Origin of the sequence: Streptomyces albidicamelliae (genome assembly GCF_025642175.1) — a bacterium.
GTDB classification, from domain to species: domain Bacteria; phylum Actinomycetota; class Actinomycetes; order Streptomycetales; family Streptomycetaceae; genus Streptomyces; species Streptomyces albidocamelliae.
Window position 1 is genome coordinate 6481118 of sequence record NZ_CP106795.1, and the last position, 22955, is coordinate 6504072.

At 74.5% G+C, this 22955-nt stretch carries 16 protein-coding genes and 2 pseudogenes; 12 read left to right on the forward strand and 6 right to left on the reverse strand.

The features are described 5' to 3' along the window. Nucleotides 1–87 precede the first annotated feature (87 nt). The 3 genes from N8I86_RS29340 to N8I86_RS29350 form a co-directional block, all read right to left on the reverse strand. On the reverse strand, nucleotides 88–2964 hold the full coding sequence (locus tag N8I86_RS29340; protein ID WP_263279080.1) for a glycoside hydrolase family 2 TIM barrel-domain containing protein: 2877 nt from the start codon (nucleotides 2962–2964) through the stop codon (nucleotides 88–90). Between the two features lie 71 nt (nucleotides 2965–3035). Beyond that, nucleotides 3036–4349: an ROK family protein gene (locus N8I86_RS29345; protein WP_263279081.1), complete on the reverse strand. Its 1314-nt coding sequence runs from the start codon at nucleotides 4347–4349 to the stop codon at nucleotides 3036–3038. A 146-nt stretch (nucleotides 4350–4495) separates the two neighbouring features. Next, the gene (locus tag N8I86_RS29350; RefSeq protein WP_263279082.1) at nucleotides 4496–5740 is read right to left on the reverse strand and encodes an FAD-binding protein; all 1245 of its coding nucleotides are present in this window, start codon (nucleotides 5738–5740) and stop codon (nucleotides 4496–4498) included. Nucleotides 5741–5848: 108 nt separating this feature from the next. Between N8I86_RS29350 and N8I86_RS29355 the strand changes: the two genes are divergently transcribed. The 8 genes and pseudogenes from N8I86_RS29355 to N8I86_RS29390 form a co-directional block, all read left to right on the forward strand. Continuing rightward, nucleotides 5849–6856: a hydroxyacid dehydrogenase gene (locus N8I86_RS29355; protein ID WP_263279083.1), complete on the forward strand. Its 1008-nt coding sequence runs from the start codon at nucleotides 5849–5851 to the stop codon at nucleotides 6854–6856. 103 nt (nucleotides 6857–6959) lie between these two features. Next, entirely contained in the window at nucleotides 6960–7634 is a 675-nt protein-coding gene (locus N8I86_RS29360) for a pyridoxamine 5'-phosphate oxidase family protein (protein WP_263279084.1), read from the forward strand. Nucleotides 7635–7692: 58 nt separating this feature from the next. After that, a complete protein-coding gene (locus N8I86_RS29365) occupies nucleotides 7693–9024 on the forward strand; it encodes a radical SAM protein (protein ID WP_263279085.1) in 1332 nt (443 codons plus the stop codon). A 234-nt stretch (nucleotides 9025–9258) separates the two neighbouring features. Further along, nucleotides 9259–10743, forward strand: coding sequence for a cellulose-binding domain-containing protein (locus N8I86_RS29370; protein WP_263279086.1), 1485 nt, complete (start codon nucleotides 9259–9261; stop codon nucleotides 10741–10743). Nucleotides 10744–10971: 228 nt separating this feature from the next. Beyond that, nucleotides 10972–12066, forward strand: coding sequence for a ribosome small subunit-dependent GTPase A (gene rsgA, locus N8I86_RS29375; RefSeq protein ID WP_263279087.1), 1095 nt, complete (start codon nucleotides 10972–10974; stop codon nucleotides 12064–12066). Between the two features lie 170 nt (nucleotides 12067–12236). Then, nucleotides 12237–13629: pseudogene (locus N8I86_RS29380) on the forward strand (DNA-3-methyladenine glycosylase 2 family protein). Then, complete coding sequence (locus N8I86_RS29385; protein ID WP_073897258.1) at nucleotides 13626–14120, forward strand: methylated-DNA--[protein]-cysteine S-methyltransferase; 495 nt, start codon at nucleotides 13626–13628, stop codon at nucleotides 14118–14120. Before N8I86_RS29380 ends, N8I86_RS29385 begins: the two are co-directional and overlap by 4 nt. Before the next feature lie 231 nt (nucleotides 14121–14351). Then, nucleotides 14352–15517, forward strand: a pseudogene (locus N8I86_RS29390) (GDSL-type esterase/lipase family protein); the annotation flags it as partial. A 97-nt stretch (nucleotides 15518–15614) separates the two neighbouring features. On the opposite strand, the gene N8I86_RS29395 reads toward N8I86_RS29390, so the two are convergent. Then, entirely contained in the window at nucleotides 15615–16097 is a 483-nt protein-coding gene (locus N8I86_RS29395) for a DUF456 domain-containing protein (protein WP_263279088.1), read from the reverse strand. 45 nt (nucleotides 16098–16142) lie between these two features. Beyond that, nucleotides 16143–17126 carry a TrmB family transcriptional regulator gene (locus tag N8I86_RS29400; RefSeq protein WP_073897252.1) on the reverse strand — a complete coding sequence of 328 codons (984 nt, stop codon included), beginning with the start codon at nucleotides 17124–17126 and terminating at the stop codon, nucleotides 16143–16145. 404 nt (nucleotides 17127–17530) lie between these two features. Here N8I86_RS29400 and N8I86_RS39450 point away from each other — a divergent pair, with 404 nt between their 5' ends. The 4 genes from N8I86_RS39450 to N8I86_RS29415 all read left to right on the forward strand — a co-directional run bounded on the left by N8I86_RS39450 (nucleotide 17531) and on the right by N8I86_RS29415 (nucleotide 21787). Further along, nucleotides 17531–17890 (forward strand): hypothetical protein, encoded by a 360-nt coding sequence (locus tag N8I86_RS39450; protein ID WP_404830843.1) that lies wholly within the window; start codon nucleotides 17531–17533, stop codon nucleotides 17888–17890. 298 nt (nucleotides 17891–18188) lie between these two features. Next, on the forward strand, nucleotides 18189–19145 hold the full coding sequence (locus N8I86_RS39455; RefSeq protein ID WP_351947290.1) for a protein phosphatase 2C domain-containing protein: 957 nt from the start codon (nucleotides 18189–18191) through the stop codon (nucleotides 19143–19145). Between the two features lie 74 nt (nucleotides 19146–19219). Continuing rightward, nucleotides 19220–20962, forward strand: coding sequence for a pyruvate dehydrogenase (locus N8I86_RS29410; RefSeq protein ID WP_263279089.1), 1743 nt, complete (start codon nucleotides 19220–19222; stop codon nucleotides 20960–20962). A 378-nt stretch (nucleotides 20963–21340) separates the two neighbouring features. Continuing rightward, a complete protein-coding gene (locus N8I86_RS29415; protein ID WP_123440116.1) occupies nucleotides 21341–21787 on the forward strand; it encodes an ATP-binding protein in 447 nt (148 codons plus the stop codon). A gap of 114 nt (nucleotides 21788–21901) precedes the next feature. Here the strand turns inward: N8I86_RS29415 and N8I86_RS29420 are convergent, their stop codons facing one another. Beyond that, the gene (locus tag N8I86_RS29420; protein ID WP_073897244.1) at nucleotides 21902–22942 is read right to left on the reverse strand and encodes a DUF2637 domain-containing protein; all 1041 of its coding nucleotides are present in this window, start codon (nucleotides 22940–22942) and stop codon (nucleotides 21902–21904) included. Nucleotides 22943–22955: the final 13 nt, after the last annotated feature.

Here is a 22955-nt window from a genome sequence, read left to right on the forward strand (position 1 = left end):
TTAATGCCTAGGGAGAGCAGGAGCGCAAGGTGAGAGGCCGCCCGGCGTGGAGCCGGGCGGCCTCGGGTGGCGCGGGTGCGGGTGGGGTCAGACGGTGCCGGGAGCCGGGGTGAAGACGAAGGAGAACTCCGCCGGTTCGGCGTGCAGGTGGTACTGGGGCAGGGGGCCGGGGCCGCAGGACTGCGAGCCGATGCCGTGCTGGGCGTGGTCCAGGTTGACCCAGACCTGGTCGCCGGGTGTCAGGTCGGTGCGGTGGGCGGCGGCGTCCAGGTGTTCGCCGGTCCAGCGGCGGACGGTGAGGAGGAATTCGGGGTCGCCCTCGATGCGCAGTCCGCCCAGCTCCACCCAGCGCACGTCGACGCGGGCGCCGTTCTCCTGCGGGCGGACGTAGGGGGTCTGCAGGTCGTCCACGGTCGACCGCCACCGGCCGATCGCGGCCGCCGAACGGGTGTCGGGGTACGCCTCGCCGGGGCCGCCGCCGAACCACCGGACACGGTCGGCGGCGGGCAGTCCGAAGCGGACGCCGAGCCGGGGGAGCGGCACCTGCCAGTCGCCCTCCGGGCCGACGGACACGGTCAGGCGCAGGCGGCCGCCGTCGGACGTCCACCGGTACACCGTCGCCAGGCCCAGCTCACGGGCCGCCGGCGCGACCCGGGTGCGGACCGTCAGCGCGTCCTCGTCGGCCAGCACCCCGTCCAGGCGGTGCCGCATGCGGTGCAGACCGAGCTTGCGCCACAGCGGGCCGTACCGGACGTCGCTCTGCCAGGCGGCGCCGTCGTCGTTGTCGGTGGTGGCCCGCCACACGTCCAGCCGCGGCGCGGAGACGGCCACCCCGCCGATCGCCGTCAGGGCGCCGGTGCGGGCGTCGAAGGTGCCGGGGCCCAGGGTGAGCACGCCGTCGTCGCGCACCGGGCGGGCGGTCGCGGCGACGTACGGCACCCGGCGCTCCGTCACCCGGATCTGGCCCCAGGCGACGAGGTGGTCCCGCGGCGCCCAGGGAGCGTCCGCCGCGAGGACCGCCCGGACCGTCCACAGGGCCTCGCCGGCCGGTGCCCCGGGCGGCGGCTGGGGCAGCTTCACGTCGGCCGACTCGCCGGGCGCCAGGGCCGGCACCGGCAGGCCACCGGACTCCACCGTCTCCCCGTCGACCTGGTACGACCACGTGAACGCCAGGGCCGACAGGTCGGCGAAGTCGTACTTGTTGGTGATGCGGACCGTGCCGTCCGCGCCGTCACCGGCGACGGCGACCGGTTCGATCACCTTCTTGTACTCGACGAGGCCGGGGGAGGGCCGCCGGTCCGGGAAGACCAGTCCGTCGCAGACGAAGTTGCCGTCGTGCAGTTCCTCGCCGAAGTCCCCGCCGTAGGCGTAGCCCAGTTCGGGGTGGGCGATGCCGTGGTCGATCCATTCCCAGACGAATCCGCCCTGGAGCCGGTCGTGCCGCTCGAACAGCCGCTGGTAGTCGGCGAGTCCACCGGGGCCGTTGCCCATGGCGTGCGCGTACTCGCAGAGGATGAAGGGCAGTTCGCGGCGCCTCGCGGGGCCACCGTCGAGGCCGCGGCCGATCCGTTCGACCTCGGCGTGGCCGGCGTACATCCGCGAGTACACGTCGGTGTCGCGGCAGTCGACGTCGCCCTCGTAGTGCACCGGACGGGACGGGTCGCGGTGGTGGATCCAGTCGGCCATCGCGGTCAGGCCCCGGCCGGTGCCCGCCTCGTTGCCGAGGGACCAGACGACGACGCAGGGGTGGTTCTTGTCGCGCTCGACCATACGGGCCGCCCGGTCGAGCAGCGCCGGGGTCCACCGGTCGTCGTCGACGGGGTTGCCCCGCCAGCCCTGCTCGGTGAAACCGTGCGTCTCCAGGTCGCACTCGTCGATCACCCAGAGGCCGTACTCGTCGCAGAGGTCGAGGAAGGCGGGGTGCGGCGGATAGTGGGAGGTGCGGACGGCGTTGACGTTGTGCCGCTTCATCAGCAGCACGTCCTCGCGCATGGTCTGCGGATCCAGCGCGCGGCCCCGCTCGGGGTGCCACTCGTGCCGGTTGACGCCCTTGAACAGCACGGCCCGTCCGTTGACCTTGATCAGGCCGTCCGACAGCTCCACCGTGCGGAAACCGATGCGCAGCGGCACCCGCTCGCCCTCGGTGGCGAGGACGGCGTCGTACAGCCTGGGGATCTCGGCCGACCACGGTTCCACCGGTACGGTCGCCTCGTCGCCGGTCCCGATGTCGATACCGAGGTCCGGGACGGTGACCCGGCCGTCCACGTCGGAGTCCACGCGCAGGGTCCCGGTGCCGCGGCGGTGGTCGTAGGACGCGTGCACGAAGAAGTCCAGCGCGCTGCCCGCCGGGCGGTGCAGCAGCGTGACGTCACGGAAGATGCCGGGCAGCCACCACTGGTCCTGGTCCTCCAGATAGGAGCCCGCCGACCACTGGTGGACACGGACGGCCAGCACGTTGCCCGTGGCCCTCAACAGGTCACCGACCGCGAACTCGTGCGGCAGCCGGGAGCCCTTGAACTCGCCGAGGTCCGTGCCGTTCAGCCAGACCCGGGCGCAGGACTCGACCCCGTCGAACCGCAGGACGGCGCCGCCGTCGGACGGGCCGGGCCAGTCCCGCGGAAGGTCGAAGACGAGCCGGTGGTCGCCCGTCGGGTTCTCGGTGGGCACGCGCGGCGGGTCGACCGGGAACGGGTAGAGGTGGTTGGTGTAGATCGGGGAGCCGTGACCCTGGAGGACCCAGTGGCCCGGCACCCGGACCTCCGCCCAGCCGCCGGCGTCGTACTCCGCCGCGGCGAAGGAGTCGTCCTCGGCGTCGGCCGTGCCGGACAGCCGGAACCGCCAGGTGCCGTTCAGCGAGAGGGACGCGGCGTCGGAGGAGGAGTACCGGGCCCGGGGAGGCAGCGCCCCGTGGCCCGGGGAGACGTCCTCCACGTAGTCGGTGACGGAGTACGGGCGGAAAGGCATCGGTCTCCCTGGCTCAGCTCATGAGAAGAGAAGGGTGGTGGTCGACGGCCGCGGGGCACTCCCCGGAGCCGTCATGAGGACGGGGCGGTACGGCTCCCCGCGGCGACGGCGCGACCGGTGGCGACGGCGCGACCGGTGGTGGCGGCGCGTCCGGTGGTGGCGGCGCGTCCGGTGGTGACGGTGGTGCCGCTCCTCTGCCGTACCGATCGCAGCGCCCCTTCCAGCGCGAACGTGGCCGCGCCGAGGGACACCGGGTCGGTGGGGATCGGCGAGAGGACGATCTCGGTGGCGGCCAGCGGCCGGCGCAGGGCGTGCCCGGCGACGGCCCGGCGGACCTCGTCCAGCAGCGGCTCGCCCAGCCGGGCGGCGACCCAGCTGCTGAGGACGACCACCTCGGGGTTGAGAAGGTTGATCAGGTCGGAGATGCCGGCGCCGAGGTAACGGGCGGTCTCCCGGACGACCGCGCGCGCGACCGGGTCCCCCTCGGCGACGGCGCGGGCCAGCGCGTCGATGGTGGCCGTCTGGTCGTCCGGGTGCAACAGGGGCGAGTGCGGGCCGAGTTCGCGCAGATGCTGCATGATGCCGGGGGCGCCGACGTACGTCTCCACGCAGCCGCGGCCGCCGCAGTGGCACGGCCGCCCGTCCAGCACCAGCGTGGTGTGCCCCCACTCGCCGGCGCTGTTGCTCACGCCCCGGTGCAGTCCGCCGCCGAGCGCCAGCCCGGCGCCGACCCCGGTGCCGAGATTGACCACCACGGCGTCGTCGCGTCCGCGCGCGGCCCCGAACCAGAGCTCGGCCACCGTGCAGGCGCGCAGCGGGTTGTCCAGGTGGAGGGGGTAGGGGAGGAGTCCGGCGAGCAGGTCCAGCAACGGCACACCGTGCCACTGCCAGTTGGCCGCGTACTCGACGACGCCCGTGTCCCGGTCCACCTGGCCCGGCACGCTCACCCCGACGCCCAGCACCCGGCCCGCCCGCGTCCCGGCCCGGTCCACCACCGCGGCGACCGCGGCGGCCACCCGGCCGGCCACCTGCTCCGGCCGGCTCCCGTCGGGCCGCAGCTGCTCCTCGGCGCGCGCGAGCACGTTCAACGCCAGGTCGAACAGCTCGACATGGACGTACGTCTCCGCGATGTCGACGCCGATCAGCGCGCCTCCCGACGCGTCGACGGCGATCAGCCCCCTGGGCCTGCCCCCGGCGGAGTCCTCGAACCCGACCTCGGTGACCAGGCGGAGCTCCAGCAGCTCGCCGACCAGGGTGGCGACGGTGGCCAGACTCAGACCGGTGGCGGCCGCCAGCTCCTGCCTGCTGGTGGGGGACGCGGCGATGAGCCGGCGCAGCACCTCGTAGCGGTTCGCGGTGCGGATGTCACGTGACGTGCGCTTCACGCGGCTGCCCCTCCAGTGCCGGCCCGGACCGCAGCGGCATCGGCTCCGGCGGCGCCAGGCTAGGGCCGGGACGGCCTTTCGACAAGGGGTTCGGAAAGGGGTTCGCGAAAGCCGGGGAGGGAGGCGGGTCCGGGGTGGCGGCCGGGTCACCCCGCGAGAAGGTCCCCCACGAACGCGTTGGTGAACTTGGCCGCGGGGTCCAGTGCACGGGCGAGGGCGCGGAAGTCGGCGAGGCGGGGGTATCGCCGGCGGAGGCCGGCCGCCGGGACCTCGTACACCTTCCCCCAGTGCGGGCGCGGGTCGAAGGGGGCCAGCGCCTCCTCCAGGCGGCGCACCACCGGGAGGACGGCGGGCGCGTCGCGCACCCAGGTGAAGTGCAGCGCGACCGAGTCCCGCCCGTGGGCCGGGCTGAGCCACTGCGCGTCGGCGGCGACCGTCCGCACCTCGCAGATCTGCAGGACGGCGGCGACCGCCTCCCGGACCCCGGCGACCGCCTCCAGCGCGTCCACGGCCGCCGGCCGCGGCAGCAGGTACTCCGACTGGATCTCCTCCCCGCTGCTCGGGGTGAACTCGGCCCGGAAGTGGGGCAGCCGTTCGTGCCAGGGCCCCGGGACCCCCAGCTGCTCCGTGCAGTTGGCCGCGGGCATGCCGGGCACCGGATGCACCGGCCCGGCCGCCGGCGGCGCCCACGGGAAGTCCACCGCCGGCCGGTCGGTGCGCCGCTTGACCCACACCTGCCCGAAGGACGGTGCACGCCAGTCGGTGAACAGGCTGACGCTGTGCCCGGCGGCCGCGACCGCCGCGAAGTCCAGTCCGCGCAGCGGGAGTCCGGTGTAGACGTGCTGCGCGACGTCGTACGCGGGTTCCAGGTCGAGGGTGAGCGCGGTGACGACACCGAGCGCGCCGAGCGAGGTCACGGCGCCGTCGAACCGCTTGTCGCCGCGGGCGATCGTCACCGGCGAACCGTCCGCCACGACCAGCTCCACCTCCCGGACGGCGGACGCCAGCGGCGCGTTGCCGACGCCCGAACCGTGGGTGCCGGTCGCCACCGAACCCGCCACCGAGATGTGCGGCAGGGAGGCCATGTTGGGGAGCGCGAGACCGTACGCGTGGACCTCGCGGGCCAGTTCGGCGTACCGGACCCCACCGGCCACCCGGACCGTGCGCGCGGCCGCGTCGACCTCGATCACCGGAGGCAGGGCGGCGGTCGACAGCAGGACGCCGTGCGGGCCGGGGTCGGCGATGCCGTTGAAGGAGTGGCCGCTGCCCAGCACCCGCACCTTCGCACTCCGGGCCACCAGCGCCCGCAGCGCGTCCAGAGTGGGCGGACGCCGGTACGCCTCGGCGGTGTACGTGATGGTGCGGGCCCAATTGGTCACCCTGTCCGTCATCCCGACGTCCCTCCCGGAGAGTGAGTGTGCGTTGACCCTCTCATTCGCCGCCGCCTACCGTGGAGAGCGGTTGCCCCGCACGCGTCGTCGAGCCGGAGGGTCACGTCCTTGCCCGAGCGTCCGCAGGCCATGCTCGCCATGACCCCGCAGAACGTGGAGCACGTCTTCCCACCGGACCTCCTCGCCCGGCTGCGCGCCTGCGTGGACCTCGATCCCGCCCTGGTGGCCGAGGACTTCACCGAGCCGCGGGTGCGGGAAGCCCTTTCCCGCACCGAGGTCCTGATCACCGGCTGGGGCTGCCCGCTCCTGGACGCCGCGGCCCTGGACGCCGCCCCCGGGCTGCGCGCGGTGCTGCACGCGGCCGGCTCGGTCAAGGGATTCACCACCCCGGAGGTGTGGCGACGCGGTATCGCCGTCTCCTCGGCCGCCGCGGCCAACGCCCTGCCCGTGGCCGAGTACACGCTCGCCGTGATCCTGCTCGCCGGCAAGGACGCCTTCGGCGCCCGCGACCGCCTGCGCGCCCGGCGCGCCTTCCCCTACGGCGGCATCCTCGCCGGCCTCGGCAACCACGGCCGCCGGGTGGGCGTCGTCGGGGCGTCCCGCATCGGCCGCCGCCTGATCGAGCTGCTCCGCCCCCACGACCTCGCGGTCGCGCTCGCCGACCCGTACGCCGACGCGGCGCAGGCCGCGCGGCTCGGGGTACCGCTGCTGCCGCTGGACGAGTTGCTGCGCACCTCCGACACCGTCACCCTGCACGCCCCGCACACCCCCGAGACCCACCACCTCGTCGGCGCCCGGGAACTCGCCCTGATGCCCGACGGGTCGGTGCTGATCAACACCGCGCGCGGTGCCCTCGTCGACCACGACGCGCTGGTCGGGGAACTGCGCACCGGACGCCTCCGCGCCGTCCTGGACGTCACCGACCCCGAGCCGCTGCCCGCCGACTCCCCGCTGTTCGATCTGCCGGGCGCCTTCGTCACCCCGCACCTGGCGGGCTCCCAGGGCAACGAGGTGGCGCGGCTCGGCCGCACGGTGGTGGAGGAGGCCGAACGGCTGTCGTCGGGCGCGGCCCTGCTGCACGCCGTCGACCCCACGGAGCTGGACCGCACGGCCTGACGCACGCAGGCGGCGCCTGCGGATTTCGTTGTCTGTAGGTCTTGAGGCGGGCCAATTCGTCATCGATCTGGCCGTCCGGTCGCGATATCGGTAGCGTGCGGGTATGACTGCCGAACCGCTTCCTCGCGTGCTGCCCGTCACCGATCGCACCCGCCACCGCCGGCTGCGCGAGCAGGGCAGCCACGAGCGGGCGGATCTGGAGGCCATCCTCGACGCGGGGTTCGTCTGCCATCTGGGCGTGGTGGTCGACGGGCGGCCGGTGGTGGTGCCCACCGTCTACGGGCGGGACGAGCGGTGGCTGTACCTGCACGGCTCGGTGGCGAGCCGCAGCCTCGCCGGGGACACCCCGGTGTGCGTGACGGTCACGCACGTGGACGGACTCGTCCTCGCCCGGTCCGTCTTCGAGCACGGCGTGAACTACCGCAGCGCCATGATCCACGGCACCGCGCGCAAGGTGACCGACCCCGAGGAGAGACTGGCGGGCCTGCGCCTGCTGACCGAGCACGCGGCCCCGGGCCAGTGGTCGTACGCCCGCCGCCCCGACCGCAGGGAGCTGGCCGCCACCACCCTCCTCGCCGTCTCCCTCCAGGAGGCCTCCGTCAAGATCCGCACCGGTGCCCCCGACGACGGCGACGGCCCCGACGCGGCGCTCGGACTGTGGGCCGGAGTCCTGCCGCTCACCAGCGCCTGGGGCACTCCGGAACCCGACCCGGCGCTGCCGCCGGGCACCGCCGTACCGGAACACGTCGCGCGACGTGCGGGGACCCGGCACGGCTGACCGGGAGGCGGGGGCATACGGTGAGAGACGAACGCCTGAGCCGGGAGGAGACATACGGATGGGCAGCCGCACCGCGCTGGTCGAGGATCTGATGGAGCGCTTTCCCCATGTGCCACGGGAAGCCGTCTTCAAGGAGGACCTGCTCCGCGGCGGCGTCGCCTTCGACCCGTCCGCCCTCAGCGACAACGACAGCGGCGAGGTCAAGCCGAAGTCGTACTTCATCTTCTCCTTCGACCACGGCACCCTGCCCGAACTGGGCGAGGCCGCGCTGCGCCGGCCCCCGGAGGAGATCATCCTCACCGGCGGGCCGTACGACCTGCGCCGTACGGTCGTCTCCGTACGGGTGAATCCCGCCTCGCCCTACCGGGTCGCCGCCGACGACGAAGGGCTCCTCGGGCTCTACCTCGACGGCAGGCGCATCGCCGACGTCGGGGTGCCGCCGATGCCGGAGTACTACCGGCACACGCTCTCCAACGGGAAGTCCGTGATGGAGGTCGCCCCCACCATCCAGTGGGGCTACCTGATCTACCTGACCGTCTTCCGGGTCTGCCAGTACTTCGGCGCCAAGGAGGAGTGCCAGTACTGCGACATCAACCACAACTGGCGCCAGCACAAGGCGGCCGGCCGGCCGTACACCGGCGTCAAGGACGTGGAGGAGGTCCTGGAGGCGCTGGAGATCATCGACCGGTACGACACCCAGAAGGCGTCCACCGCCTACACCCTGACCGGCGGCGCCATCACCAAGACGGTCTCCGGCCGCGACGAGGCCGACTTCTACGGCCACTACGCCAAGGCCATCGAGGAGCGCTTCCCGGGCCGCTGGATCGGCAAGGTCGTGGCGCAGGCGCTGCCGAAGCCCGACGTCCAGCGGTTCAAGGACTACGGCGTGCAGATCTACCACCCCAACTTCGAGGTGTGGGACCGGCGGCTGTTCGAGCTGTACTGCCCGGGCAAGGAGCGGTACGTCGGCCGGGACGAGTGGCACCGGCGGATCCTCGACTCCGCGGACGTGTTCGGCGCGCGCAACGTCATCCCCAACTTCGTCGCGGGCGTGGAGATGGCCGAGCCGTTCGGCTTCACCACGGTGGACGAGGCGATCGCCTCCACCACCGAGGGGCTGCGCTTCTTCATGTCGCACGGCATCACCCCCCGCTTCACCACCTGGTGCCCCGAGCCCACGACGCCGCTCGGCAAGGCCAACCCGCAGGGTGCCCCGCTGGAGTACCACATCCGGCTGCTGGAGGCCTACCGGGCCACCATGGACGACTTCGGACTGTCCTCGCCCCCCGGCTACGGCCCGCCCGGGCCCGGCCAGGCGGTGTTCTCCGTCAGCTCCTTCATGGACAGCCTGCCCGCCCGGGAAGCGGCGGAGGAGCCGGCCGAGGCGTGACCCGGCGGCCCGCCCCGCGCCGTTGAACGCGACGCCTCCGGCATCCGTACAGGAGGCCGGAGTTGCGGGAACGGTACGGCGCGCGCCGGGGCCGCCACTGTCGGTGACCGGATGTGAACAGGCCGCTTGTCAGTTGCGTCGAGGACGTGAAAGGCTCGGTGCCCTGCCGCGAGGTTCCGTGCAACTCCGCTTTCCCCTTGGTGAGTTGACCTCGCACGTGGATGCAGGAGTCAGATGCCCGACCTGCCGACCCCCCAGGACGCCACCGAGGCCGCGCTGTTCTCGGAGGGCTGGGACGCGGTGCTGTCCTACGCGGACCTGTGCACCTCCGGGTCACTGACGGCCCATCAGCTGGCCAACGAGGCGTTCGCGCTCGGCATGCGCGAGGTCCGCGCCGCCGCGAGCACCCACGTACGCGGCGCGGGCCGCACCGCGCGGCTGCCGACGATACCGGCGCTGCTCACCGCCGTCCGCGACACCGCGACCGCCTGGGAGGCCGGCGGTCAGGGACACCGACTCGACCCCGACCTCAGGCTGTGGCTCAACTCCCCGAGCGCCGCGCGCTTCTCCGGGCCCCCGCTGCAGCGCCCGGTGGCGCTGCGCGGCCTGCGGGACATGCAGGAGGCCGACGCCTCCCTGCTGTGGCTGGCCGAGGTGGAGGCGCTGCCCCTGCCGACCGTGGCCCGCCGGCTCGGCCTGGACCCGGCCACCGTCACGGACGAACTCGACCAGGTCCGCACCCTGTTCCGGGACCGCTGCCACCGCGCCCACCTGGACACCCCGCTGGACCCGGAGTGCCGCAGCTACGCCCGGCTGCTGGACGCCGTCACCCGCTCGGCCGCCGCCGACGCCCCCGAGGACCTGTCCCGGCACCTGGCCACCTGTGTGCGCTGCGCGGAGGCCGCCGCCTGTCTGCGGCTGCACGGCGGCGGACTGCCCGCCGCGCTGACCGGCGGGGTCGTCGGCTGGGGCGGCCTCGCCTACCTGGAGCGCCGCCGCCGCGCCGCCGAGGTCCGCCTCGGCGCCCCCGCCGCCGCCCCTCCCGACGCCGGCGACCCGGCGGACGAGGCGGGCGGCGGCCGGGTGCTGCGACGCGGCCTGCTCGCGGCCGCCGTGCTGCTGTCCGCACTGGCCCTCGGCGTGTCGCTGATGCCGTTCGACGGCTCCGGCGACGAGACGGTCGCCGCCCACCAGAACCGCCGGCCCGTCGTCGGTCCCGACGTCCCCGGCACCGTCCCGCACACCACCCACGCCCCGCCCCGCACCGCCACGCCCGCCGTCACCCCGCCCGCCCCCGCCACCAGCGCGACGGCGAAGCGGAAGAAGCCCGGCCCCGAGCCCCGGGAGACCTCCGCCACCACGCACCCGCCCCGGCACAGCGCCGCCCCGGCCACCCCCGAGGCGGCCGCCTGCCGGGTCGCGTACGACGTGACGGACCAGTGGGCCGACGGCTTCCAGGCCACCGTCAGCGTCACCACCGACCGGGCCCTCACCGGCTGGCAGGTCGCCTGGAGCTTCCGCGACGGCCAGCGGGTGGGCCAGATGTGGGACGCCACCGGCCGGCAGGACGGCTCGCGCGTCACCGCCACCGCCGCCGACTACAACAAGGCGGTCGCCGCGCACGGCACCCTCTCCTTCGGCTTCATCGGCTCGCTGCGGAACGGCAACCGGGCGCCGTACGACTTCACCCTCGACGGGGCCCCCTGCACGTCCGGCTGAGCGCGCGAACAAAATACGTTGACGCAAGAGCCCGCCCGCGGGCTACAGTTGCCCCGCACGCCAGATGGTGTGCGGACGTACGAGTGGAATCGAGGAGGTGTCGACCGATGGCTGTCACTGTGCTGAGCGCTGCCCTCATCCAGGAACTCATCAAGTCCACCTCCGTGGCCGCCGGCTGACACGACCGCGCCGAAGCGCCTGCCGGGCCACCCTTGTGAAGGGTCACCCTTGACTTCCACCTCTGTTCAGTCCACCGCTCTGACTCCCTACGGCTGGGACGACGCCTGGGCCGACGCGTTCACCCCGCACGCCGCGGAAGGGCTGCTGCCCGGCCGGGTCGTCCGGGTCGACCGCGGACAGTGCGACGTCGTCACCGCGGACGGAGTCGTCCGCGCCGACACCGCCTTCGTCACCCCGCACGACCCCTTGCGGGTCGTGTGCACCGGCGACTGGGTCGCCGTCGAACCCGGCGGCCACCCCCGCTACGTGCGTGCGTACCTGCCACGCCGCACCGCCTTCGTGCGCTCCACCTCCTCCAAGCGGTCCGAGGGGCAGATCCTCGCCGCGAACGTCGACCACGCGGTCATCGCGGTGTCCCTCGCCGTCGAACTCGACCTCGGCCGCGTCGAACGCTTCCTCGCCCTCGCCTGGGAGTCCGGCGCCCAGCCCGTGCTCGTCCTCACCAAGGCCGACCTCGTGCCGGACCCGGTCACCCTGGCCCACCTGGTCCAGGACGTCGAGACGAGCGCGCCCGGCGTGCCCGTCCTCACCGTCAGCGCCCTGTACGGCGAGGGGCTCGACATCCTCGTCTCGCTCGTCGGCTCCGGCACGACCGTGCTCCTCGGGCAGTCCGGCGCGGGCAAGTCCACCCTGGCCAACGCCCTCGTCGGCGACGACGTCATGGACGTACGGGCCGCGCGGGACGTCGACGGCAAGGGCCGCCACACCACCACCACCCGCAACCTCCTCGCACTGCCCTCCGGCGGTGTCCTCATCGACACCCCCGGACTGCGCGGCGTCGGCCTCTTCGACGCGGAGACCGGCGTCGGCCAGGTCTTCGCCGAGATCGAGGAACTCGCCGCGGACTGCCGCTTCCACGACTGCGCCCACGAGACCGAGCCGGGCTGCGCGGTCCGCTCCGCGGTCGAGGACGGCGCGCTCCCGGTCCGGCGGCTGGAGAGCTACCGCAAGCTCAAGCGGGAGAACCAGTGGATCGTGGCCAAGACCGACGCCCGGCTCCGGGCGGAGATCAAGAAGGACTGGAAGCGGAGGGGGGCCGAGGGCAAGGCGGCGATGGAGGCCAAGCGGGGCCGCCGCCCGTAGCCGCCCGCGGCAGGGGCGGGGCCGGGAGCGACCGCCCCCGGCGCCGCCCCCTCCCGGGGCCCCGTCGCCGTACGGCCGGTCCGCCGACCGGCGCGGCCGCGGCCCGCCCCAGCTCCATGTCCGAATCCCGCTGGCCCGGCCCCGGCCCGCCGTTCCACACTGGAACCGTGATGGACGAGGACAGCAGGTACGAGGCGGTGCGCAGCCGGGACGGACGGTTCGACGGCGCGTTCTTCTTCGCCGTCGAGACGACCGGGATCTACTGCCGGCCGAGCTGTCCGGCGGTGACGCCCAAGCGGCACAACGTCCGCTTCTTCCCGACCGCCGCCGCGGCGCAGGGCTCCGGCTTCCGGGCCTGCCGCCGCTGCCGGCCGGACGCCGTGCCGGGCTCGGCGGAGTGGAACGTCCGCGCGGACGTCGTCGGCCGGGCCGTACGGCTGATCGCCGACGGCGTCGTGGACCGCGAGGGCGTCGCCGGACTCGCCGCCCGCCTCGGCTACAGCGCCCGGCAGGTGCAGCGGCAGCTCACCGCCGAGCTGGGCGCCGGACCCGTGGCGCTCGCCCGGGCCCAGCGGGCGCACTCCGCGCGGGTGCTCCTGCAGACCACCGACCTCCAGGTCACCGAGATCGCGTTCGCGTCCGGATTCGCCAGCGTGCGGCAGTTCAACGACACCATCCGCGAGGTGTACGACGCGACACCGACCGAGGTACGCGCCGCCGCGCCCGGGGCCGCGCGGACCGCCGGGCCACCCCGGCGCCGGCATCCCGCTGCGGCTGGCGTACCGGGGCCCGTACCAGGCCGCCGCCGTCTTCGACCAGCTGGCACAGGAGGCCGTACCGGGCGTCGAGGAGGTGTCCGGCACCCCCGGCGGCCGTACCTACCGGCGCACCCTGCGCCTGCCGTACGGCACCGCGCTCGTCGCCGTCGCCGAACGCACCGGGGCGCCGAGGACGACCGGCGGCACGCATCCCGGCGGCTGGCTGGAGGCACGGCTGCACCTCACCGACCCCCGGGACCTCGGCAGCGCGGTGCAACGGCTGCGGCGCCTGTTCGACCTCGACTCCGACCCCTACGCCGTCGACGAGCGGCTCGGCGAAGACCCCCGGCTCGCCCCCCTCGTCGCCGCCCGGCCCGGACTGCGCTCGCCCGGCGCCGCCGACCCGCTCGAACCCGCCGTACGCGCCCTCGCCGGCGCGGAGGGGGCCGAGCGGCTGGTGCTCCGGTACGGCAAGGCGCTCGACGCGCCCTGCGGCAGCCTCACCCACCTCTTCCCGGAGCCGGCCGTCCTCGCCGAGGCCGAGCCACACGGCCCACTGGGCGCGCTCGCCGCCGCCCTCGCGGACGGCACGGTACGGCTGGACCCGGGCGCCGACCGGGACGACGCCCGGCGGGCGCTGCTCGCCCTGCCCGGCATGGACCCGGCCGCCGTCGCCACCGTCCGCGTCCGGGCCCTGGGCGATCCGGACGTGGTCCCGCCCGGGACCGCCGTCCCCGACGAGTGGCGGCCGTGGCGGTCGTACGCCGTCCAGCATCTGCGCGTGGCAGGAGAGCCGATCCGATGACGACCGTGTACTACACCCGGCTGGACGCCCCCGTCGGACCGCTGCTGCTCACCGCCGACCCGGACGGCACGCTCACCTCGCTGTCCGTGCCCGGGCAGAAAGGCGGCCGGATGGTCCAGGACGGCTGGCGGCAGGACCCCGGACCGTTCCGCGCGGCCGGCGACCAGCTCGCCGCCTACTTCGCCGGGGAACTCAAGGAGTTCCGGCTGCCGTTGCGCGCGGACGGCACCGAGTTCCGGCAGCGGGTGTGGGCCGCGCTGGACGAGGTGCCCTACGGAGCCACCGTGACCTACGGTGCGATCGCGGCCCGTATCGGCGCCCAGCGCATGGCCGTTCGCGCCGTCGGCGGCGCGATCGGCGCCAACCCCCTGCTGATCGTGCGCCCCTGCCACCGGGTCGTCGGCGCGAACGGGGCGATGACCGGGTACGCGGGCGGACTCGAGCGCAAGGTGTGGCTGCTGACCCTGGAAGGCGCGGTCACCGGCTGCTAGGGCCTGTCGTTCGGATCATGCCGGCGTCGCCAGACAAGGCACCGGGGGCCAGGCCGGCCTGATCCGAACGACAGACCCTGGCCCGCCTCCGCCCCGGCCGTGCGCCCCGAGGGCCGCCGTCGCGGGCCGGTTGCGCCGAGCGGGTGGACCGGCGCCGGTGATCCGGTGGTGCGGGCCCGGCGTGTGGGACGGTCGCCTCCGACGAGCCAACGGGGAAGGGCGGGCGCTCACATGGCCACAGTCCGACGGGTCCTCACGGTCCTGCTGCTGACGGTGCTGCCGGGTACGGCGGCCCCGGCGGTCGCCGGGCCGGCGAACCCGCCGTGGACCGGCAGCTGGGAGACCGCGCCCTCGGGCACCACGCCCGCGCTGCCCGGCGCCGCGGTCCGCAACGTCGTCCACCTCAGCGTCGGGGGCAGCGCGGTGCGCGTCCGGCTGAGCAACCGGCTCGGCACCGCGCCGCTCACCCTCGCCGCCGTCACCGTCGCCCTGCGGGGACGTCCGGCGCGGACGCGGCACCCGGCACCATGCGCACCGCCACCTTCCGGGGCGCCACCGGCGTCACCGTCCCGGTGGGCCGCGACATCGTCTCCGACCCGGTACCGCTGACCGTCGCGCCCGGCGCCGACCTCCTCGTCACCGTGTACACCCCCGGCGACAGCGGACCCGCCACCCACCACCGCACCGCCCTGCAGACCAGCTACGTCGCCAGGGCGGGCGCGGGCCGGGCCGCCGACGAGGCCGGCACCGCCTACACCCGGAAGATCAGCACCTGGTACTACGTCACCGGCGTGGACGTCCAAGGGCCCACCCGGGGCAGCGTCGTCGCGTTCGGCGACTCCCTCACCGACGGCAACGGCTCCACTCCGAACGCCAATCACCGCTGGCCCGACCGGCTCGCCGAGCAACTGCGCCCGGAACGGCTCGGCGTGCTCAACGCCGGCATCGCGGGCAACCGCCTGCTGCGCGACGGCACCGGCCCCGGCGCCCTCGCCCGCCTCGGCCCCGACGCCCTCGACCGGGCCGGGGTCCGCGCCCTGGTCGTGTTCGAAGGCATCAACGACATCAAGGGCACCCCGGAGGCGTTCGACGCCGCCGCGTACGCCGACGCCTACCGCACCCTCGTCGCCCGCGCCCACGCCCGCGGCATCCCCGTGGTCGGCGTCACTCTCACCCCGTACGGCGGCTACCCTGCCCACACCGCCGCCGGCGAGGCCGTACGGCAGCGGGTGAACGCCTTCATCCGCACCGGCGGCGTCTTCGACGCGGTCGCCGACGCGGACGCCGCCGTACGCGACCCGGCCGACCCCACCCGCATCCTGCCGGGCTACGACCCCGGCGACCACCTGCACTTCAACGACGCGGGCATGACGGCCGTCGCCGACACCGTCCGGCTGGCGCTCTCCGGCGGCCCGGCGGGACACCTCGTGCACTACTGGCCCGCACACTCCGGCCACCGCCCGCCGGCGACCGCCCACCGCCCGGCCCGCCCGGTCACGCCCACACCACCGTGACCAGCCAGGCCCCGGCCGTCAGCAGACACGCGAAGAGCTCCGCCAGCACGCTGGAGCCGCCCGCGCGCATCGTCGTGCGCACAGCGGCCACGGCCTCGGCGTGGCCGCCCAGCCGCAGCCGCTCGTGCAGATAGACCCCGGCCAGGAAACCGGGCACCGCCCCCACCACCGGCAGCAGGACGAAACCGAGGAGCGCCCCGGCGCCCGCGTACACCCCCATCCGGGGCGTGGCGCCACTGTCCCGCAGCCGGCGGGGCGGCAGCGCCCAGCGCACCACGAGCGACAGCAGCAGCACCGCGGTGGCTCCCACCAGGACCGCCCAGGCCACCGGCCGGGGGTCCGTCAGCGCCCACCACAGCACCCCGGCCCACACCAGCCAGGACCCCGGAACCCCGGGCACCAGCACCCCGCACACGCCGAGCGCGATCACCACGCCGACCAGCACGAGCTCCCACACGCCCATCTGCCCAGAGTGCCGGACGGGTGAAGAAACCGCAGGTCAAACCGGTCAGGAGGGCCTGCTCACCCAGCCCCGCTCGTAGGCGTGCCAGCCCAGCTGGAGCCGGGTCGTCACCCCGGCCAGCTCCATCAGCCGCTTCACCCGGCGCTGCACGGTGCGCAGGCCCAGATCGAGCTGCTTCGCCACGCTCGCGTCGGTCAGCCCGGCCAGCAGCAGCGACAGCACCTCCAGATCGGTGGCGTCCGGACCGTCCGGCCGCTCCTCGGCCGTCCCGGACGCGCCGAGGCGCAGGGGCAGCGCGTCCCGCCACACCGACTCGAACAGCCCGGCCAGCAGCTCCAGCAGCCCGCTGGCGTGCACCACCAGCGCGGCCGGTTCCGCCGTCCGCGAGGTCAGCGGCACCATCGCGAGCGACCGGTCGGCGATCACCAGCTTCGTCGGCACCCGGTCCACCACCCGCACCTGCTCGTCCCGGCCCAGCGCGGCCGTCAGCTCGGTCATCCCGTGCGGCAGCTCCAGCACCGCCCGCTCCATCACCACCCGGTAGCGCACCCCGCGTCCGGCGGCCTGTTCCTCCGCGTCGTTCTCCATGCCGGAGACGACCACCGGCTTGCCGGTGACCAGCGCGCACACCTCCTCGGCGGCCCCCAGCTGCAGCTGCAGGAAGCGCTGGGCGACGGCCGGGGCGCCGGTCACCACCTCCACCAGGTCGTGCACCGCCGGCTCGGCCGCCGTCGCCCGGTACTCCTCCGCGAGCAGCGCCGCCGCCAGTTCCGCCTTCTCCAGCTCGTGCCGTTGCTGGGTGAGCAGCGCGCCCAGGGCCACTCCGGGCGGGGCGGCCACCCAGCGCCCCGGGCGGGCCGAGGACCGGGCCGCGAGCCCCTGGAGCTCCAGCCGGCGCAGCGCCCGCTCGGTGTCCGGCTCGGCCAGCGTCAGGTGCCGGGCCAGATCGGCCACCTCGGCCGCACCCACGGACACCAGCGCCCGGTAGGCCGCCTCGTGCGTCTCGTCCAGCCCTATCGCCGCCAGCATCGGCCTACGTCCCTCCCGGTGAACGACCTGTGTGAACCAGCCCGGTGAACGAGCTGTGGAGGTGGTACGTCGTGGCGGAAACCGGCCACGGCGCAAACCCGCCGCAGCACATCATCGCCGTACCGGTGGGGACTCTGCCAAGGTGGCAGGACCCCGGGACGCACGGCCGTACCCACGGCCCACCGCCGTCGCCGGGGGATCCGAGCCACGATCCGGCCGTCCGGGCCACCCAGGATGTCGCCGGGCGGTCCTCCCGTGGGGGGTGGGGCCGCCCGGCGGCCATCACCCTTTCCTCGTACGGCTGTTCGCCCCTTCACCCGACACGCCGTTCGAGGCGGACCGGGAGTCCCCGAATTTCCCGATGCCCCGTTTCCATCCGGCTCCCGCGGTGGACAATTGGGGGCATGAGCCAGCAGGGGGGAAGGCCCGCCCGTCGTGACGACGACTGGTGGCGGCAGCTGTACGACGACTCCACCGAGGACACGGGCCCCTCGTCCGCGCCGGATTCCCTGGACGACCGGTTCGCCTCGGCGAGGAACACGGTGGCGGGACGTCCGGGCGGGCGGCCGGGAAGCGGTGCGGAGCCGGGTGCCGAGGGCGGCGACGGTGACGACGACGGCGGCGCCACCGGGACGAGACGGCCCCAGGAGCCGTCGGTCCCCGGGCAGCGCGCCCCACACGCTCCCCCGGAGGACCGCCGGCCGGCCGTCCGGCCCCCGCGGCCCCCGCACTGCCCACCGAGCCGCCGGAGGCGCCACCGGTGACACCCCCGGTACCCGCCGAGCCGCCGAGAGCCGCCCAGGCAGCCCCGCGGGTACCCGCACCGCCCTCCGAGCCGCCGGAGGCCCCACCGGTGACACCCCCGGCACCGGCCGGGCCGCCGCCCGCACCCGGCCTCACGCCCCCCGCACCCCCGGCCGAGCCGCCCGCGGCCACCACGCCACCCGGCCCGCCCGCGGCCGGCGGCGAACCCCCGCGCCCCCCGGCGAGCCGCCGCAGGCCGCGCCCCGGACGCCCGCGCAGCCCCCGCCGGACTCCGCCGCCCCCGTCTCCGTCGACTACGTGGGCTCCGGGCCCCCCACCTACGACCCCGAGCCCACCGCGCTGCCCACCGCGGAACCCGACGAGCTCGGCGACCTCGTGCCGGACACCGTGCTCGACGGCGCCCGGTACGGGGCCTGCACCCTGCGGGCGGTCTCCCTGCGCGGGGACTCCGCCCGGTACCGGGGCGAGCCCCGCCGGGACGCGCTGCTCACCGCCCGGTTCGGCAGCGGGGAACAGGCGCTGCTCCTCGTCGCGATGGCGACCGGCGCCCGGGCCACGCCCGGCGCCCACCTCGCGGCGGCCGAGGCCTGCCGGTGGATCGGGCGGGCCGTGGGCCGCAGCCACCAGCGGCTGGTCGAGGACCTGCGGGCGGCCCGGCGCGGCGACCTCAAGTCCGGACTGCACCGGCTGACCGACCGCAGCCTCGGCCGGCTCCGCGCGAGCGCCGCCGAACAGGGCGCCGACCCCGAGGAGTACACGGCGACCCTGCGCTGCCTGCTGCTGCCCGCCGACCCGGACTGCCGTACCCGCGTGTTCTTCGGCGTCGGGGACGGCGGGCTGTTCCGGCTGCGGGACGGCGAATGGCAGGACATCGAACCCCGCCCGTCGGCGGCCGCGACCACCGGCGCCCCCGTCGTCGGCTTCGGCTCGCCGCCCGCCGAGACCCCGGAGGGCGACCGCCTCACCCTGGACTTCGGCATCCCGACCCCGCCCAGCCCCTACGAACCGGCACCGCAGCCGCCCCGCGAACCGTTCCGCTTCCGCGCCTCGGTAGCCCGGCCGGGTGACGCGCTGGTGATGTGCACCGAGGGCCTCGCGGGGCCGCTGCGCGGCGAGGCCGCGCTCTGCGCCTACCTGGCCCGCCGCTGGTCCGGCCGCGCCGCACCCGGCCTGGCCGCCTTCCTCGCCGACGCCCAGGTACGGGTGAAGGGCTACGCCGACGACCGTACGGCGGCCGCCGTGTGGGAGGCGTAACCGCTGCCCCTGTGAATTCATGGACCTGAGGACCGCGGAGGGATCCGTGACGACCGAAGGGGCAGACGACAGCCATGGCCAAACAGAACGTCGCCGAGCAGTTCGTCGACATCCTCGTCCGCGCCGGGGTACGCCGCATGTACGGCGTCGTGGGCGACAGCCTCAACCCGGTCGTGGACGCCGTGCGCCGCAACTCCGCCATCGACTGGATCCATGTGCGCCACGAGGAGACCGCGGCCTTCGCGGCCGGCGCCGAGGCCCAGATCACCGGGAAACTGGCGGCCTGTGCCGGCTCCTGCGGCCCGGGCAACCTGCACCTCATCAACGGCCTGTACGACGCCCACCGTTCCATGGCCCCGGTGCTCGCCCTCGCCTCGCAGATCCCCTCCAGCGAGATCGGCCTCGGCTACTTCCAGGAGACCCACCCGGACCGGCTCTTCCAGGAGTGCAGCCACTACAGCGAGCTGATCTCCAGCCCCCGCCAGATGCCCCGGCTGCTGCAGACCGCCATCCAGCACGCGGTCGGGCAGAGCGGGGTGAGCGTGGTCTCGCTGCCCGGTGACATCGCCGCCGAACCCGCCCCGGAGAAGGCCGCGCAGAGCGCCCTCGTGACCTCCCGGCCCACCGTCCGGCCCGGCGACACCGAGATCGACCGGCTCGTGGAGATGATCGACGCGGCGCGCAAGGTCACCCTGTTCTGCGGCAGCGGCACGGCCGGCGCGCACGCCGAGGTCATGCGCTTCGCGGAGAGGATCAAGTCGCCGGTGGGGCACGCGCTGCGCGGCAAGGAGTTCATCCAGTACGACAACCCGTACGACGTGGGCATGAGCGGACTGCTCGGCTACGGCGCCGCGTACGAGGCGACCCACGAATGCGATCTGCTGATCCTGCTCGGCACCGACTTCCCGTACAACGCCTTCCTGCCCGACGACGTCAGGATCGCCCAGGTCGACGTGCGGCCCGAGGTGCTCGGCCGCCGCTCCCGCCTCGACCTCGCCGTGTGGGGCGACGTCCGCGAGACGCTGCGCTGCCTGCTCCCGAGGGTGCGGGAGAAGAACGACCGGCGCTTCCTCGACCGGATGCTGCGCAAGCACGCCGACGCGCTGGAGGGCGTGGTCAAGGCGTACACGCGGAAGGTCGAGAAGCACGTTCCGATCCATCCCGAGTACGTGGCCGCCGTACTCGACGAGATCGCGGACGACCGGGCGGTCTTCACCGTCGACACCGGCATGTGCAACGTCTGGGCGGCCCGGTATATCTCGCCCAACGGCCGCCGCCGGATCATCGGTTCGTTCTCGCACGGGTCGATGGCCAACGCGCTGCCCATGGCGATCGGGGCGCAGTTCACCGACCGGAGCCGGCAGGTGATCTCCATGTCCGGAGACGGCGGGTTCTCCATGCTGATGGGCGACTTCCTGACGCTCGTGCAGTACGACCTGCCCGTGAAGGTCGTCCTGTTCAACAACTCCTCCCTCAGCATGGTGGAGTTGGAGATGCTGGTCGCCGGACTGCCCTCGTACGGCACCACCAACGTGAACCCCGACTTCGCCGCCGTCGCCCGGGCCTGCGGTGCCTACGGCGTGCGGGTGGAGAAGCCGAAGCAGCTCGCGGGGGCGCTCAAGGACGCCCTCAAGCACAGGGGACCGGCCCTGGTGGACGTCGTCACCGACCCCAACGCCCTGTCCATCCCGCCGAAGATCAGCGCCGAGATGGTCACGGGGTTCGCCCTGTCGGCGTCGAAGATGGTGCTCGACGGCGGGGTCGGCCGGATGGTCCAGATGGCCCGCTCCAACCTGCGGAACGTGCCGCGCCCCTGACCCGGCGGACCGGGCGGGCGGGCCGATCCTGCGGACCCGACGACTCCGGACCACCGTCGAGGGAGCGGATTTCGGCCAGTTTCACCGCCCGTGACGGTATGCCGACGGCCGGTGCCGGACGCAGCTGCGCTGCCGTAACGGGGCGTCAGTGGCGGCCGGCGGTGGTCCGGGAGCCCTCGGCACCCCGGTCCGGGGGTTCCCGGACCGGGAGCGGCGGCGTCCGGCGGTGGCCGAACCGCCGGTCATCGGACATCCGCGATGACTGGCTGTGAGCCCACTGGGCAAGCATCCCCCCGTGAACGTGTTCGACCAGGAGGGGCAGGGACCGGCGGCGTGCGGGCGGGGGTCATGAAGAGGCAGGCGCGAGGGGGCGGTCCCGTGGTCATCGGGGCCTCCTCGGCGGACGCGGGGGAACAACAGGCCGACACCATCACGGAATACGCGCACCGGCTCCGGCGCAGGCTGGGCCGGGCCGATCTCAGGGCGGTGCCCCGGGCCCGCCGTGAGCTGCGCGAACTGCTGCGGCACTGGGGCAAGCCGGGCCGCTCCGAGATCGCCGAGCTGCTCACCAGCGAACTGGTCACCAACGCGCTCGTCCACACCGACGACGACGCCGTCCTGATCGTGGTCGTGGACGCGGACGGACTGCGGGTGGAGGTACGGGACTTCGTGGCCCGCAGACCCGACCTGCGCGGCCCGGACGGGGACGACGACACCCACGGCCGGGGCCTGGTGCTGGTGCAGTCCCTGGCGGACAGCTGGGGGGTACGGCCGCACGGCGTGGGCAAGTCGGTGTGGTTCGAACTCGGCGCCGAGGCCGCCTGAGGAGCGGTGGCCGCGACGGCGTGTGCGGGCACGAGCACGGGACGGGGGCGTGACCCGCGCGGTCACGCCCCCGTCCCACTGCTCCCACCGCGGTCCGTGCCGCGGGGCCGGCCGTCAGCCGAACTGCTGCTCCAGATCCTTCAGCTTGCGCTCCAGGGAGTCCAGGCGCGGCAGCGCCATGGTGTCGTCCTCCGCGGTGAGGTCGACGGTCACCGGTTCAGAACCGCTGCGGACCGGCTGCAGGGAGGGCCGGGCGCGCACGGGCAGCTGCTCCGCCGTCGATATGGCAGGCTCCGCGGTCGCCTGGGCGGGCCCGCGCTCGACCGCCTGCACCTCCACCTCCCGGTTCGCCCGGCCGATCAGGCCGCGGTGTCCCCGGCTGATGGCCTTCAGCTGGGCGCGCTCCACACGCTGCTGGTCGCGCCGCCGCTGGCGGGTCTCCTCCTTCTGCCGCTTGTCCTCGCGCACCTCCTCGACCGCTTCGTCGAGGCTGCGCACACCCTCCAGGAGCATCAGCGACCAGGCGCCGTAGGTCTCGCGCGGTGCCCGCACCCAGCGCACGATCCGGATCTGCGGCAGCGGACGCGGCACCAGGCCCTGCTCGCGCAGCGCGGCCCGGCGGGTCTGCTTCAGCGCCCGGTCGAACAGGACGGCCGCCGACAGCGACATGCCGGAGAAGAACTGCGGTGCCCCGGCGTGCCCCACACCCCGGGGCGCGTGCACCCAGTTGAACCAGGCCGCCGCCGCGGCGAACATCCACACGAGTATCCGGGAGCCGAGGGCCGCGTCGCCGTGGCTGGCCTCCCGCACGGCGAGCACGGAGCAGAACATCGCCGCGCCGTCCAGGCCGAAGGGCACCAGGTACTGCCAGCCGTCGGTCAGTCCCAGGTTCTGTTCGCCGAAGCCGACGAGGCCGTGGAAGGACAGGGCGGCCGCGACCGCCGCACAGCAGAACAGCAGGACGTAGGAGGCGGTGCCGTAGACGGCCTCCTTGCGCCTGCGTCGCTCCTCGCTGCGCTCCCACGAGTCGTCCGCACTCGCGTTCTCCCCGGAGGTGCGCTTCCCGCGCGCGAGTACCGCCACCGCCGCCAGCATGCCCAGGAGCAGCACGGCGCCCGGAAGCAGCCAGTTCAGCGATATGTCGGTCAGTCTCATCAGGGGTCCCTTG

Bases quoted from the DNA above. Each gene is read 5' to 3' on its own strand.
- N8I86_RS29340 (WP_263279080.1), bottom strand. From the start codon at position 2,964: ATGCCTTTCCGCCCGTACTCCGTCACCGACTACGTGGAGGACGTCTCC.
- N8I86_RS29395 (WP_263279088.1), bottom strand. From the start codon at position 16,097: ATGGGCGTGTGGGAGCTCGTGCTGGTCGGCGTGGTGATCGCGCTCGGC.
- N8I86_RS29350 (WP_263279082.1), bottom strand. From the start codon at position 5,740: ATGACGGACAGGGTGACCAATTGGGCCCGCACCATCACGTACACCGCC.
- N8I86_RS29370 (WP_263279086.1), top strand. From the start codon at position 9,259: ATGCCCGACCTGCCGACCCCCCAGGACGCCACCGAGGCCGCGCTGTTC.
- N8I86_RS29365 (WP_263279085.1), top strand. From the start codon at position 7,693: ATGGGCAGCCGCACCGCGCTGGTCGAGGATCTGATGGAGCGCTTTCCC.
- N8I86_RS29410 (WP_263279089.1), top strand. From the start codon at position 19,220: ATGGCCAAACAGAACGTCGCCGAGCAGTTCGTCGACATCCTCGTCCGC.
- N8I86_RS29420 (WP_073897244.1), bottom strand. From the start codon at position 22,942: ATGAGACTGACCGACATATCGCTGAACTGGCTGCTTCCGGGCGCCGTG.
- N8I86_RS29400 (WP_073897252.1), bottom strand. From the start codon at position 17,126: ATGCTGGCGGCGATAGGGCTGGACGAGACGCACGAGGCGGCCTACCGG.
- N8I86_RS29360 (WP_263279084.1), top strand. From the start codon at position 6,960: ATGACTGCCGAACCGCTTCCTCGCGTGCTGCCCGTCACCGATCGCACC.
- N8I86_RS29385 (WP_073897258.1), top strand. From the start codon at position 13,626: ATGACGACCGTGTACTACACCCGGCTGGACGCCCCCGTCGGACCGCTG.
- N8I86_RS39450 (WP_404830843.1), top strand. From the start codon at position 17,531: ATGAGCCAGCAGGGGGGAAGGCCCGCCCGTCGTGACGACGACTGGTGG.